The organism is Candidatus Nealsonbacteria bacterium DGGOD1a (assembly GCA_022530585.1).
Classification (GTDB): Bacteria; Patescibacteriota; Minisyncoccia; order Minisyncoccales; family UBA5738; genus UBA5738.
The window spans coordinates 685,762-699,370 of the sequence record CP092821.1; the positions used below are offsets into that span (position 1 = coordinate 685,762).

The 13,609-nt window shown below is 45.0% G+C and carries 15 protein-coding genes and 1 tRNA gene; 2 read left to right on the top strand and 14 right to left on the bottom strand.

Going from position 1 to position 13,609, the window contains the following annotated elements:
• Positions 1–247 precede the first annotated feature (247 nt).
• Positions 248–970 (top strand): hypothetical protein, encoded by a 723-nt coding sequence (locus L7H18_03355; GenBank protein UMX47463.1) that lies wholly within the window; start codon positions 248–250, stop codon positions 968–970.
• A gap of 86 nt (positions 971–1,056) precedes the next feature.
• Here L7H18_03355 and L7H18_03360 read toward each other — a convergent pair whose 3' ends face one another.
• From L7H18_03360 to L7H18_03390, 7 genes are all read right to left on the bottom strand, one after another.
• Positions 1,057–2,775, bottom strand: coding sequence for a penicillin-binding protein 2 (locus tag L7H18_03360; GenBank protein ID UMX47464.1), 1,719 nt, complete (start codon positions 2,773–2,775; stop codon positions 1,057–1,059).
• A gap of 79 nt (positions 2,776–2,854) precedes the next feature.
• On the bottom strand, positions 2,855–3,178 hold the full coding sequence (locus L7H18_03365) for a hypothetical protein (GenBank protein UMX47465.1): 324 nt from the start codon (positions 3,176–3,178) through the stop codon (positions 2,855–2,857).
• Positions 3,179–3,200: 22 nt separating this feature from the next.
• Positions 3,201–4,100 carry a 16S rRNA (cytosine(1402)-N(4))-methyltransferase RsmH gene (rsmH, locus tag L7H18_03370; GenBank protein ID UMX47466.1) on the bottom strand — a complete coding sequence of 300 codons (900 nt, stop codon included), beginning with the start codon at positions 4,098–4,100 and terminating at the stop codon, positions 3,201–3,203.
• A 94-nt stretch (positions 4,101–4,194) separates the two neighbouring features.
• The gene (gene mraZ / locus L7H18_03375; GenBank protein UMX47467.1) at positions 4,195–4,626 is read right to left on the bottom strand and encodes a division/cell wall cluster transcriptional repressor MraZ; all 432 of its coding nucleotides are present in this window, start codon (positions 4,624–4,626) and stop codon (positions 4,195–4,197) included.
• Positions 4,627–4,843: 217 nt separating this feature from the next.
• On the bottom strand, positions 4,844–5,263 hold the full coding sequence (locus L7H18_03380; protein ID UMX47468.1) for a response regulator: 420 nt from the start codon (positions 5,261–5,263) through the stop codon (positions 4,844–4,846).
• Positions 5,260–5,934 (bottom strand): HemK family protein methyltransferase, encoded by a 675-nt coding sequence (locus tag L7H18_03385; GenBank protein ID UMX47469.1) that lies wholly within the window; start codon positions 5,932–5,934, stop codon positions 5,260–5,262. The genes L7H18_03380 and L7H18_03385 overlap by 4 nt, the downstream gene beginning before the upstream one ends.
• A 9-nt stretch (positions 5,935–5,943) precedes the next feature.
• Positions 5,944–6,690 (bottom strand): hypothetical protein, encoded by a 747-nt coding sequence (locus L7H18_03390; GenBank protein ID UMX47470.1) that lies wholly within the window; start codon positions 6,688–6,690, stop codon positions 5,944–5,946.
• 136 nt (positions 6,691–6,826) lie between these two features.
• On the opposite strand from L7H18_03390, the gene L7H18_03395 reads away from it, so the two are divergent.
• Complete coding sequence (locus L7H18_03395; GenBank protein ID UMX47471.1) at positions 6,827–7,321, top strand: adenylyltransferase/cytidyltransferase family protein; 495 nt, start codon at positions 6,827–6,829, stop codon at positions 7,319–7,321.
• Positions 7,322–7,535: 214 nt separating this feature from the next.
• Here L7H18_03395 and L7H18_03400 read toward each other — a convergent pair.
• From L7H18_03400 to L7H18_03430, 7 genes are all read right to left on the bottom strand, one after another.
• A tRNA-Lys gene (locus L7H18_03400) sits at positions 7,536–7,607 on the bottom strand.
• A 60-nt stretch (positions 7,608–7,667) separates the two neighbouring features.
• A complete protein-coding gene (gene dnaJ, locus L7H18_03405) occupies positions 7,668–8,774 on the bottom strand; it encodes a molecular chaperone DnaJ (GenBank protein ID UMX47472.1) in 1,107 nt (368 codons plus the stop codon).
• Between the two features lie 60 nt (positions 8,775–8,834).
• Positions 8,835–10,751, bottom strand: a complete 1,917-nt coding sequence (gene dnaK, locus L7H18_03410; protein ID UMX47473.1) for a molecular chaperone DnaK — start codon at positions 10,749–10,751, stop codon at positions 8,835–8,837.
• Between the two features lie 127 nt (positions 10,752–10,878).
• Positions 10,879–11,355, bottom strand: coding sequence for a nucleotide exchange factor GrpE (locus L7H18_03415; protein ID UMX47474.1), 477 nt, complete (start codon positions 11,353–11,355; stop codon positions 10,879–10,881).
• 109 nt (positions 11,356–11,464) lie between these two features.
• Entirely contained in the window at positions 11,465–12,181 is a 717-nt protein-coding gene (locus L7H18_03420; protein UMX47475.1) for a hypothetical protein, read from the bottom strand.
• A gap of 220 nt (positions 12,182–12,401) precedes the next feature.
• Positions 12,402–12,821 (bottom strand): hypothetical protein, encoded by a 420-nt coding sequence (locus L7H18_03425; GenBank protein ID UMX47476.1) that lies wholly within the window; start codon positions 12,819–12,821, stop codon positions 12,402–12,404.
• 5 nt (positions 12,822–12,826) lie between these two features.
• Complete coding sequence (locus tag L7H18_03430; protein UMX47477.1) at positions 12,827–13,168, bottom strand: hypothetical protein; 342 nt, start codon at positions 13,166–13,168, stop codon at positions 12,827–12,829.
• Positions 13,169–13,609: the final 441 nt, after the last annotated feature.

Genomic DNA, 13,609 nt, shown 5'->3' on the forward strand with positions numbered 1-13,609 from the left:
ACTAATTTTACCCACTAAGTTAACAAACCGCCGCCTCGCCGTGGAATTTAATCCGCCGTGGAATTTAATCGCAAATCGGGGACAGATAAGGTTTTTAGTGATTCTAACCTGTCTAAAATTATATTTGATGACTTTTTGTTGTTAGCGATGAAATGATTAATTAGTTGTCGGCCAGGGCTGACCGGTTCTGTTTTTGATGAAATTTTGCTATTATAAATAAACAATTTATAACGATTTAAAAAAATTTATGGATTTAATTCCATTTAAAAAGATAATGTTGAGCAGCGTGACAGTCACGGCAATTCTTCCGGGAATATGTTCTGCTTCTTGTTCTACAAATGCAGCGGATTGTTTTCCGATGCCAACGTTTGCGGAATTTTTAACTGCGTCCGGAGATTGGATCACGGGTCCATTTATTATGATTTTTGGGATGATATGGCCTTTTTTATTATTTTTAGGAATTATTATAACCCTTATATCTCTTCGTAGAAATCACATGCTAAGGCTACGGGATTGGATGGGCTTAGAATTATTTAAACGACTCATTGGGCTTTTCTTTTTATATTTGCTATTCCTTTTTATGCTTTATTTAAGTGATAAAGAGAAATTTTGGAAATGGTCTTTGGGGAGTTTGTTATTTCTGATTATAATTTCAGCCTTGGTTTCGATTATTCATAAATTCAAAAACAAAAATTGGCAAAAAAAGATGAATCAAATTATTTCGTTTGCTACGAAAAACAAATTAAATGATATTATTTATAAATTTATCAACGAGTTCCGCCATAGCGGAAAAGGATTGAAATTTTCTTGGAATTATCGAGGATATAGCTTTGATTGTTATCGATTGGATGATTTGCGAAGTATTTTACGCGAAAAAGGGCTGGAAATAACGAAAAGCAAGCTTCTTGATTTACTCATTTATTACATTGATATTCAGGAACGATCAATTACTTTAAAAGGATCAAATTGACGACATCATTGAACACACCCTCGGTGTTCAATTTACGCATTTCTATTATAAATTAAAAAACTACACAATAAATTTTGTGTAGTTTTTCAATTGCGACTGTTGCCTGCCGCTTGCGCGGTAGTCGTCGCCGCGGTTGTGGTCGCGTAAATTGCCGGAGGGGCTGCGGGAGGCGCGGCGGGTTTTTTGATTTCTTCATTGGGCGGAAGCTGGCTCACATAGATCACATACTTCGCCAGTTCGGTGAAAACCGGGATGGCGGAATACTCGGCGGTGTTTACATTGGGAGCTTTGAGTTTGACCAGAATTAAAAATTTCGGATCATCGCTGGGAAAATAACCGATAAAACTCTGCGTGGTTTTGTCCGAATAACCCGATTGTTTGATGTTTAAAGTCGACCAAGACATTTGCGCCGTACCGGTTTTGCCCGAAATGGTATAGCCCAAAACCTTGGCGGCCTTGCCAAAACCGTTGTCAACCACGCTGGCCAGCATTTTGGAGATCGTTTTTGAAGTTTCCGGAGAAATCACCTGCCGTTTTTTCGCCGGATCAAATTCGGCGCGGCCGTCGCGCGCCACCGACGGCTGAACCAGCCGCCCGCCATTGGCCAACGCCGAATACGCGCGAATCAATTGGATTGATGTCATCCAAATACCCTGCCCGTAAGAAGCTGTCACATAATTGATCGCGTAACCTTTTTTGAATCCCGAATTATTGGAAAAAGTTTCCGGCAAATCAATGCCCGTAGGCTCGAAAACGCCGAATTTTTCGATATAATCGGTAAACTGCCGGTCGCCCAATTGCTTCTCCGCGAACGCCGCGCCCGTGTTAATCGAATGTTCCAAAACATTGATCATCGTTTGCCGGCCGTAAGAACGATGGCCGTAATTATAAATGGTATCGGGTCCCACGGTGAGCGATCCGGAATCGAAATAACTGGTTTCGGGAGTAACCTTGCCGTCATTGAGCGCCGAAGCCATGGTAACGCCCTTGAACACCGAACCGGGCTCGAACAAAGTTTGGCAAGAATCGTTTCTGAATATATTGATATTTTTGTTCGCCGATTCTTTGTAATTGTTGGGGTCGAAATTGGGATCTTTGGCCATGGCTAAAATCGCGCCGGTTTTCGGGTCGGCGACAATGGCTTCGGCATCCAATGCCTGGAGTTTTTCCCGCGCGGCCGCCAGCATTTTCTCGGCCTGGTATTGGATATTGTAATCAATATTCAGAACAATGCTTTTTCCTTTGGCCAATTCATCGTTATAATATTCTTCCAGCCCGTAACGGCCGATATTGTCATCATCGACAAACCCGGCCAGTTGAGCCGCCACGCCGCCTTGCGGATAATAACGCATCTTCTTTTGATCGGTATACACGCCCTTGATATCCGCCTCTTTAATTTCGCGGGCTTCATCATCGCTGATTTTTTCCTTAAGCGGAACATAAAGCGATTCCCGGTTGAATTTTTCGATAAGATCTTTTTCGTCCAAACCAAGAGTCTGCGCCACTTTCTGCGCCGCGAACTCTTTGTCTTTGATGTTCATTGGCGAAGCATAGGCGTAGTTGAAATCTTTGTTAATCGCCAAAGGCTGGCCTCCGGAAAAAAATATCTCGCCGCGAGTCGGCGCGGCGGTCTGGCGCGAGAACGACATCAGCCCCTGCGACCAAGCGCGGTAATGCTCGCTCATCGTTATTTGCAAATAATACAAACGCCCGGCAACCAACGCCCACGCCAAAAGCAGGCATCCCAGCGCGAAATTGGCGCGTAAATCAATATTGGCGGTTTTCGCGGTTTTTCTGGCGATCATACCCCTAATAAAATGCCCCGCGGCCATGGCGAGGCATGATTATCCAAATTTGAAATATAATAAGTTGTCGGCATCTGATTTATCTTCTTGCAAACTGTTCCTTGGGCGCTTGGACATACCGAATGCCGGCCACATCAACTTTTTCGTAATTTCCGGCCTGCGCGATCTCATATTGGTTGAAATTTTCCAGAGAATTTGATTGGGAAAGCTTGGCTTCGAGAATATCATTCTCCGAAGATAGCGCCGCGATCCGCTTTTTCGAATCTCCCAACAATGAGTTCTGATGGATATTCGCGTTAATCTGCAAAACCGCGCCCGCCAACAAAGAAAACACCGCCAACGACGCGACCATCCAAAAACTTTTTGTTTCCCTTTTCGCGCGGGATCGCGATTGTCTGTTCATAATGTATATGTCTTTAAAATGATTAAACTGTTTTCATTATCGCCCGCAATTTTGCCGAGCGCGCCCGAGGGTTTTTTGAAATTTCTTGTCTGCTTGCCACGACCGGCTTTTTAAATATCAACTTCGCGCGGCCCGATTTTGCCAATTCGACGAATTTTCGTTTCACAATCCCGTCTTCAAGCGAGTGGAACGAAACTACCGCCATCCTGCCGCCATCTTCCAAGAGATTGAAACCATCGCCGATCCCCTTTTCGACATTCTCAAACTCGCGGTTAACTTCAATTCGCAATGCTTGGAAAATCCTTGCCAATCCCGGCCTTTTCCGCGGCGGCCCGGGGATTTTTTCGATCAAAGCCGCCAGCTGGCGCGTCGTTTCGATCGGTTTTCGCGATCTGGCTTTCTCGATCGTTTCGACAATTTTTCCGGCGTTCCCTTCCTGGCCGTAATCTTTAAAAATTCTCTCTAAATCCGGCACCGGATATTTGTTAATAATTTCAGCCGCGGTTGTTCCTCCCGAGGAATACCTCATATCAAGCAGCTCGTCTTTTGAAAAACTGAAACCCTTTCGGCTTTCATCCAGATGCCACGACGACATCCCCAAATCAAATAATATTCCGCCGATTTTATTAAAATTATGCTTTTTAACAATCGCCTCGACATTCGCGTAAGAATCGTTTTCGATTATCAGCCTTTTGTTTTGTCGGATTTCGGCAGGCAGGCTATCCAGACTCCGGTCGTCCCATTCAATCCCCAGCACAATCCCGTCCGGCGCGGTCATTTCCAATATCGCCAAACTGTGCCCGCCAAAGCCAAATGTGCAATCAATAAAATTTTCACCGGGCTTGGGATCCAGCGCCTTGATCGTTTCTTTCAATAAAACAGGTATGTGCACTTTAAAACTCCAATTTTCAATAAATGGCACAATGTTCCAATGTTTCAAACAAAATTCAAGTGCGCATTCCGTTTGTTACATTGATAAATTGAAAATTCATTGAAAATTGAAAATTGAAAATTATTCAAACGCCTAATTCATTCAGCCTCTCCGCGATATTTCCGGCTTCTTTTTCCGTAACTTTTTTGTACGACTTCCAAATATCCTCGTCCCAGATTTCAATGCGGCTGTACAGCCCGGCCACCACCACTTTCTTTTTCAGCTGCGCGTAATCTTTTAAATAATCAGGAACTAAAATCCGGCCCAGATTGTCAAATTCGACTTCCATCGCCCCCGAAAGCATTATCCGCGAAAATCCCCGGGCGTCGGCGCGCGACAACGGCATTTCGCTCAATTTTCGGGCCAGCTTTTCCCATTCGCCGCTGGAATAGAGAAAAAGGCAATTATCCAAACCGCGGGTGATCACTCCCCCTTTTTTTAATTGCCGGCGAAATTTCGGCGGCACGGCCAATCTTTTCTTGTCGTCGATTGAATATGAATACTCGCCAATAAACATTTCATTTAAGGAAGCTTTCACAAACGGCTTCCATATATTTCCCGTAAATCCATCTTACCACTCGTTTCCACTTCTTACCACTTTTTAACACCTATACCTACTTTAGTCCCATTCAATCCCATTGTCAAATCCAAGGAAAATAAAGCTAAATCGGGGTGTTTTTCCACAGGGGCAAATATCAAAAAACCGCGGGATTGCCGCGGTTTCCAAGATTGATTTATGAAAGCGTTGTCCCAACTCGATGGCTGTTTTCGAAATAATCATTCATTATCTCCAGCAGTTCCGCCGGATTATAATGCGCCTTGATGAGATATTTCTCGGGTTTTATACCCAAATGATTTATCTGGCGGTCAAGATCGGGATTCTGGTAATTGGTAACCGCGAACACCGGGATGCCGCGCGTGATGAAATTCTTTTTCATCGCCTTTAATATCTCGATTCCGTGGCCATCGACAAGCATAAAATCCAAAACCACCAAATCGGGTTTGCTCGAATTGCCGTTGCGGATCTGGCGCAACTCTTCAAGCATCTCGTCCTTGCTTGAAGCCAGCTCGACTTCAAAATCCGCATGCTCAAACATTCGGCGATAAAGATTGATCTGGACAGGTTCGCTTTCGACAAGAATTATTTTTTTCATTTTATGATTTTTACAAAACGCAATTCGCCGAACTGATCGTTAAAAAACTCCGCTGACGAATATCCGCCGGCTTCAACCATCTTTTTGACCGCGTTCGCTTGCGATTTGTCGAATTCCATATAGATGAAACCGCGAACTTTCAAAAAATTTTTGGCCTCTTTTAAAAATTTATCGATTGTGTCCGTTCCCCCGGCGCCGGAAAAAAGCGCGGTACGCGGTTCATAATCAAGGACCGATTTTTGCACCTCGCCGATTCTGGCCGGATCAATGTAGGGCGGATTGGCCAAAATGGCATCGTATGTGTTTCCTGCAGGGATGTCGTTGAAAATATCGGATTTAAAGATATTAACGCGATTTTTATCGATACCGTTGATTTCAAGATTGATTTTTATCTGCCAAACGGCGCGAGAATCAATATCGGACAAATCGACATTCGCGGCCGGCAACTTTTTCGCCGCCGCAACGCCGATACAGCCCGAACCGGAAAAAATATCCAGAATCCGAAGATTCTCTTTCTTTAAATTTTCCAAATCCTTGATTGCCGCGGCAGTCCAAAATTCGGTTTCGGGCCGCGGAATCAACACGCGCATGGAAAGATCAATCTTGCATCCGAGAAATATCGCGCGGCCGGTTTGGTATTCTTCGGGAAGATCGGATTCTGTTTTGACCATCGCGAATTTCTATTTATGGATCACGCTTCCGTCAAACGGTTCGCCGTCGATCGCTTTTTGGAAATTGTCGAAATCCGTGCCTCGAATAAGTTTGGCGGTAAGATTGATTTTCTTCGCCACCTTGGCTCCGGCCGGATCAACCGGCGAAGATAATCCGGGAATCCATTTCGCCGGAATCAATTTTTGATACTCGCTCCATGTCAAATCCATTATCGGCTTGGCGTCGGAAAATTTGCGCGGATCCTTGTCGCACACATAGGGCGCGTCGCCGGCGATAATCACTTCCGGCTGGTTGAATAATCTGGCGCACTGGATCGCGTCGTAATCGGTCGACCATCCCGGCTGCCAGCCGGAGACCATCAAAACCTTTTTATTGCTTTTTAAAAACGCGTTGATTTCTTTTCTTCCGGGTTCATGGTCAAGGATTCGCGGGAAAGAAACTTCTTTCAAAATTTTGGCCATAAACAACGCGTTGGTTTTGGTTGCCTGAATGCCGATCCAGTCAAGATCAAGGTTGTTCTTTTTTTCGCCCAAAACTTCGCGGGCGGCCTTCTGGTACATCCGGCAGGGTTTACCTCCGCCCACCACAATAATAAACCTTTTGCCTTTTTTCGCGTGTTTAAGAATAAATTGGCGGAACTCGCGCAAAAACGAAACATCCAAGCCGTTTAAACTTGCTTCGGCGTACGGATACACGATGGAACCCCCCAAAGAAACGACGACAATCCCCGGCTTTTCGGCTATTTTTTTATTCATAATCTTTTGTTTTCAGGCAAAAAAAATATAATACTATTATATTTCTTATATATTTCTTATCTTCTTTATCCTACTCCTTTTCGGAAAAATCTTCAAGATGTCTTCAAAAAAACGAATTTTCTGCTAATATCCACCTATGGAACCAATGTATATCTATCCGGGCACTTTTTGTCCGCCGCATTACGGACATATCGCCGTTGCCAAAGAAGCGGTGGCGGTTTTTGGAAAGATAACCGTTATTTGCTCGGTCAATCCGGTCAAAGAAGGCAAAATGCCGTTCGACCCGAAGGAATGCAAAAAAATGTGGAAAAGTTACGACCTTGGGAAAAACATTGATGTCGTCACTCTCGACGAGTTTCTAGCAAATAGAGACAACTCGGTAACGACCATAATGATCCGCGGTATCCGCAACGACAATGACATCAAATACGAAAACAGCGTCATACTTTATAATTGCGAAAACTACGGCGTCCGGCATTACCATTACATCTTGAGCCGAAAAGAGTTTGAAAATATGTCATCCACCAAAGCGCGTTTGGCCGCAAAATCCGGCGATCTGGCCGAACTCGAAAAATTGGTCAACGCGGGCACCTCCGCAAAAATGCTGGAAAGATTCCGCATCGAGAATTAAAATTCACTCCCATTGTCATTTGTTTGAAAATTGACAATTGAAAATAAATTGGGTTCTTGCGTCGGGGTATTAACCCCGCCGCAACCAGAGGATGTTTCCTCGAAGATTACTTCCGATTACTAAGGAATCCTCATTCTTTTTATTCCCCGCAGCAAGCTGACGGGGTATAAAAAGAATTAAAAAACCGGAAGTTATTCCGGTTTTTTGGCGCGTGTGCCCCCAGCAGGGCTCGAACCTGCAACAAACTGCTTAAAAGGCAGCTACTCTACCATTGAGTTATGGGGGCAAACTCTTCCCCGCTTGAGGGCGGGGGAAAATTTTCAATTTCTAATTTTCAAACGAGATACTATAAACCTTCGTTTCTCAACTGTTCCAACAGTTCTTTTTGTTTGCGATTTAATTTTTTGGGAATTTCCACATTGATCCGGGCATACATATTGCCGCGGCCATAACCGGAAAATCGAGTAACGCCTTTGCCGGAAACCCGGAAGACTTTTCCCGATTCGGTGCCGGCAGGCACTTTCAACAATATGTTTTTGCCCTCAATGGTCGGCAATTCAATCTCTCCGCCCAAGGCCGCTTGCGCCATAGTGATATTTTCCGCCACATACAGATCATCGCCTTTCCGGTCAAACACCGGATGGGCTTTGACGAATATCCGCACATAAACATCGCCGGATTTCCCGCCTCTTCTCCCAGCCTCACCTCTTTGTTCTATCTTAATTACCTGGTTGTTGTCAACCCCGGTCGGAATTGATACTTTGATTTTTTCATCGTTCTTCACCCGGCCTTCGCCTTTGCAAACATTGCACGGCTTCTCGGGCCGATAGCCTTCGCCCGCGCACTCCGGACAAATAACATATTTGGTGAATGACCCCATGAAAGTTTTCTTGATCTGCTGGACCTGACCGGTGCCGCGGCAGGAAAAACACTCTTTGATTTTGGTTCCCGGTTCGGCGCCCGATCCGGTACACCGCGGGCAAACATTGTTCTTTGACACCACAAATTCTTTTTCCGCGCCAAAAAACGCTTCTTCCAAAGAAATCTCTATGTCCAAACGGATGTCTTTGCCCTTTTTGGGATCGCGGCGTTTTTTGCCCGGATGGCCGAATCCGAACATTTCTTCCATCATATCGCCCAAATCCTCGAATTGCACATCGAAATCCGCGCCCGGCCTGCCCCAAAACCAGCCGTCCTGCGAAGCGCCGCCGCCAAAACCGCCAAAACCTCCGCCGCCCGGCTGTCCCGTGAACGCATTGCCATATTGATCGTACTGGGTGCGCTTGTCTTTGTCCGACAATATCTGGTAGGCTTCGTTTATTTCCTTGAACTTTTCCGCGTCGCCGCCTTTGTCCGGATGGTACTTGTGCGCCAAATTACGATACGCTTTTTTGATATCGTCGGCGCTCGCGGTTTTTTCAACCCCCAAAATTTTGTAATAATCTTTGCTCATTTTTTGGATTGAATGTTAAAGTCCGCCTCACCGCAGTGAAGCGGACTCACTCAAACTCAATTATTGTTTTTCTTTAAACTCGCCTTCCTGCGGACCGGCATCCTTGCCGGCGCCGTCATTCGACTGGCCGCCTTGCGATCCCTGTTGTTCCGACTGGCCGCCTTGCGATCCCGGCTGTTGGTATAATTGCGCGCCGGCTTTGGAAAGCGTTTGCGACAAGTCGTCGGTCTTTGCCTTAATATCTTCTATGCTATCCCCATCTTTAATTTTTTTCAAGTTCTCGATCTTTTCGACAATGCCTTTCCTTGCGTCGTCCGAAAGCTTTTCGCCCGCGTCGCGCATCGCCTTTTCCGCGGTATAAATCAGATTATCGGCCAGATTGCGGCTGGCGATCACCTCTTGTTTTTTCTTGTCGCTTTCGGCGTTAGCCTCGGCCTCGCGTTTCATCCGTTCCACCTCTTCTTTGGAAATACCGGTTGATCCTTCAATGCGGATAGTTTGCGTTTTATTGGTCGCTTTATCCTTGGCGGTTACGCTCAAAATACCATTGGCGTCAATATCAAAGGTAACTTCAACCTGCGGAATTCCGCGGGGCGCCGGCATAATGCCGTCCAGAATAAACTGGCCCAAAGATTTGTTATCCGCGCTCATCGGCCGCTCGCCCTGCAAAACATGAATTTCCACCGAGGTCTGATTGTCCGACGCGGTTGAAAACACTTGCGACTTCGCCGTCGGCACCGTGGTATTTTTGGATATTAAAACCGTGTTCACCCCGCCCATAGTTTCAATTCCCAAAGAAAGCGGCGTCACATCCAACAACAGGACATCCTTCACTTCGCCCTGCAGGATTCCGGCTTCAACGGCCGCGCCAATCGCCACCACTTCGTCGGGATTGATTGACTTATTCGCTTCCTTGCCGAAAAAATTTTTCACTTCTGCTTGAATTATCGGCATGCGCGTCTGGCCGCCCACCAAAACAATCTCTTCGATATCCTTGGGAGAAAGTTTGGCGTCATCCAAGGCTTGGCGCACCAAAGTCATCGACTTCTCGATCAAATCGCGCACCAAATCTTCCAATTTCGCGCGAGTCAATTTGTAATATAAATGTTTCGGTCCGGCCGCGTCGCTGGTAATAAACGGCAGATTAATCTCGGTCTCCATCGCCGTCGAAAGTTCAATCTTGGCTTTCTCTCCCGCTTCTTTCAAGCGTTGCAGCGCCAAATCGTCTTTTGACAAATCGACGCCATTGTCCTTTTTGTATTCATTAACCAACCAGTCCATTATTCTTTGGTCGACATCATCGCCGCCCAAATGCGTATCCCCGCCGGTGCCTTTCACTTCCACGGTATCCTCGGAAATATCCAGGATCGAAATATCAAAAGTTCCGCCGCCGAAATCATAGACCAGCACCTGCTCGTTTTTCTTTTTGGTCAAACCGTAAGCCAAGGCGGCCGCGGTCGGCTCGTTGATGATGCGTTTCACATTGAACCCCGCGATCTCGCCCGCCAGCTTGGTGGCCTTGCGCTGCGAATCGTCAAAATAGGCCGGTACGGTGATGATTGCGTCGGTTACCGGCTCGCCCAATTTCGCCTCGGCATCCTGCTTCAATTTCTGCAAAACCATTGCCGAGATTTCCGGCGCCGCGTACCATTTATCGTCCATTTTCACTTCCACTCCGCCGTCTTCGGCCCGCTCGCGGATCTCATAGGGCAATAATTTCAAATCGCGCTGAACTTCCGGATCGGAAAATCTTCGGCCGATAAACCGCTTTACCGAAAACAAAGTGTTTTTGGGATTGGTAATCTGCTGGCGCTTTGCCAACACTCCGACCAGCCGCTCGCCGGTTTTTGTCATTGCCACCACCGACGGCGTCAAACGCGATCCTTCCTTGTTTTCCAAAATTTTGGGCTCGCCGTTAACGATGGCCGCCACTTCGGATAATGTCGTCCCCAAATCAATACCAACTGTTTTTGCCATAGTATTTTTGTTAATTGAAAATGTAAAGATCAAAATGGAAAATGACAATTAAAAATTAAAAATGTTGAATTCTTGAATTTTTAAACTTTGCACTGTCATTTTGATTTTTGATTTTTCAATTTTAAATTTATTTTACCACTTTAACCTTTGCCGGCCGCAATAATCGGCCGTTGACCATATATCCTTTTTCAACTTCTTCGATGATGATTCCCGATTCTTTACCCTCGGCTTCCACGGCTTGGATAACTTCGTGCAAAGCCGGATCAAAATTCTTGCCCAGAGAATCAATGGCTTGGGCGCCGTTGGCTTTCAAAAAATCTTCCAACTGGGTTTTAACCATCATTAAACCCTTCACATTGGCATCTTCCAATAATTCCGGCGGCATTTTGCCGACGATCAAATTCATATTATCCAGAATCGGCAAAATCGTTTCCAAAAAGCTTTCTTTGGCGTAGCGCATCAATTCTTGCGCCCGCTCGGATTCATCTTTTTTGTAATTGATAAAATCCGCGGCGGCGCGCTTCCAACCGCTTAAATTAACCTCGCATTGTTTTTTACATTCATCGAGCTCGGTTAATTTATTTTCTTGTTCTTGGTCTGCCATCTTTTTTAATTGAAAATGCAAAGATCAAAATGGAAAATGACAATTAAAAATGCTGAATTCTTGAATTTTTAAACTTTGCACTGTCATTTTGATTTTTGATTTTTCAATTTTAAATTTCGTTAAACAGTTTCAACACTTCATTGGTCAGCGCGATATTTTTCTCATAGGCCATTCTTTTGGGCCCCACAATCGACAGGATAACTTCTTCCTGTTCGACCGGCTGGAGCGAAAAGGTTATGGCGCTGAAATCTCCGGCTTTGGAAAAATGGTTTTCGCCGCCGATGTGAATATCCAACTTGGCTTCCGAGCCTCGGGATTTGACATCGTCCTCCAAATAACCCAAATAATTGATGAAATTCTCAATGGCGGCCTTGTCCTCGAATTCCGGATTCTGCAGCAAATCTTCCCAGCCCTCTTTCCAAATAACATCTTCCTGCCGCAAATAACCCAGCACCAGCGACGACGATGCCTGCGCCAAACTGCGCGTGAGCGAATTGGCCAGCTTGAAAACATCTTCAAATTCATCCTCAATGCTTTTTCCGGGTTCAAAATCCAATTCCCGAACTTCCATTTGGTTTTCGCTTTTCAATAAATCGTTCACGAAAAGCCGGTAGCCCTTATCGGTGGGCACCCGCCCGGCCGAAGTGTGCGGCTGTTCCAAAAACCCGTCATCGGTCAACTTTTGCATTTCAATGCGAATCGACGCCGGACAAATCCCGAAATCATACTTTTCCCCCAGATACATCGAAGACACCGGCCGCGCCGATTCCACATATTCCCTGATAATCGTGTCCAATATATTTTTCTGCCGCTCGGATATCTGCATAATCGCATAAGCTGAAAGCGAATTTGTGGAGGTTTGACCTCGGCTTTTGAGAGGTCAATCCTCAACGAATTCGCGCCCGCCCAAACCACGCGTTTCATTTTTCATCGCACACTCTAATCTTTATACTCCCATTCTATCACCCCCAAATTATCAGTCAAGCCCCCCGAGTGATAATCACCAATTTAAAAGAAAAAGTGAATATTTCAATCCACTTACATTCTCAACACCGGGATTTTATTTTTTCCCAAAGAACCAAAAATTCGCCCCTATCCAATCCATCCTTTTTATCAACAAATGAACGCCCGCACGACTCAGCTTCGCCATTGAATTGACGAATTATTTTCTTTTTTTGCGACACCACCAATCCATACTCGTGATGCCATCGCTTCGGCTTGGCGCAGAATCCAACAAAATTTTCTCCATGGTAAGGAATTTCTACATCATCAGCGACTCTCTCTTTGGAATAAAACAATTTAATCCAATATCTCTCGCCACCTTCTTGATACGGACCCTCTATCTTTTCCTTGTTCTCTTCAATTTTGTATTTCCGCTGCTGTCCAAGCCCCGAAGCCCCAGACAAAAACTCCGCCCACTTGGCAAAAGTATCCATTTCCTCTATGCTTTCCCCTTTTCCCGCCATTCAAATCACCTTCTATAGAGCTCTTTATTTCGAGCTCTTACCAATTTTTTTCTTTTGGCTTCCATGCGGAGACCTCTTACAAACAACAAAATGGTCACAATGCCAGTCAACGAACTACCAACATAAAACCATAATGGCAATTGGCCAATTCCATCATTTCTGATGAAATCAATGAAGACAAGAGATATGATTGCTGCGAAACAGCCAAAAATAAAATAAAGCCATTTCGTGTTTCTCTCAATTGTTTTCTTTCCGCCACCCGCCAACCATTCTTGATATTTTTCATTTGCGGGCTCAGTTGAATCTTTAAAAGATTCAATGACCACATCTAAATTCGATTTTCCCATTCAAATCAACACCTGAAAAGAACTATCCTGAACTAATCTTGACATTAAAATAATTTTTCATTTTGTCAATCCCCTCACTGTCCTCCCTATTTTATCGTATCTTTTAAAATTATTCCGGTATTCTGCGGAACACCGGAACATCAGTTAACGGACATTCTCACATTCTTGAGAATATGAGAATGTTGTTTTTTTGATTTATTTGGACAAATTCGGGTGAGGACAGGCCTTCTTTAAATTTTTAGATCGGAGTATTCGCGCAGAGTTTTTAATGTTGCCTGCACCGTGGAATTTTGCGTGTTAAGCAGTTTAATGTTTGAAAATTCTTGCGCTAATTTTGTAATCACTTCATCCGCTCATGAAGGCGTTAAAACTTTTACGCCGTCAAAATCAATCTCCAGCAATTCTTGGCGGTCAACACCTTTGGTTAAATAATACGAAACC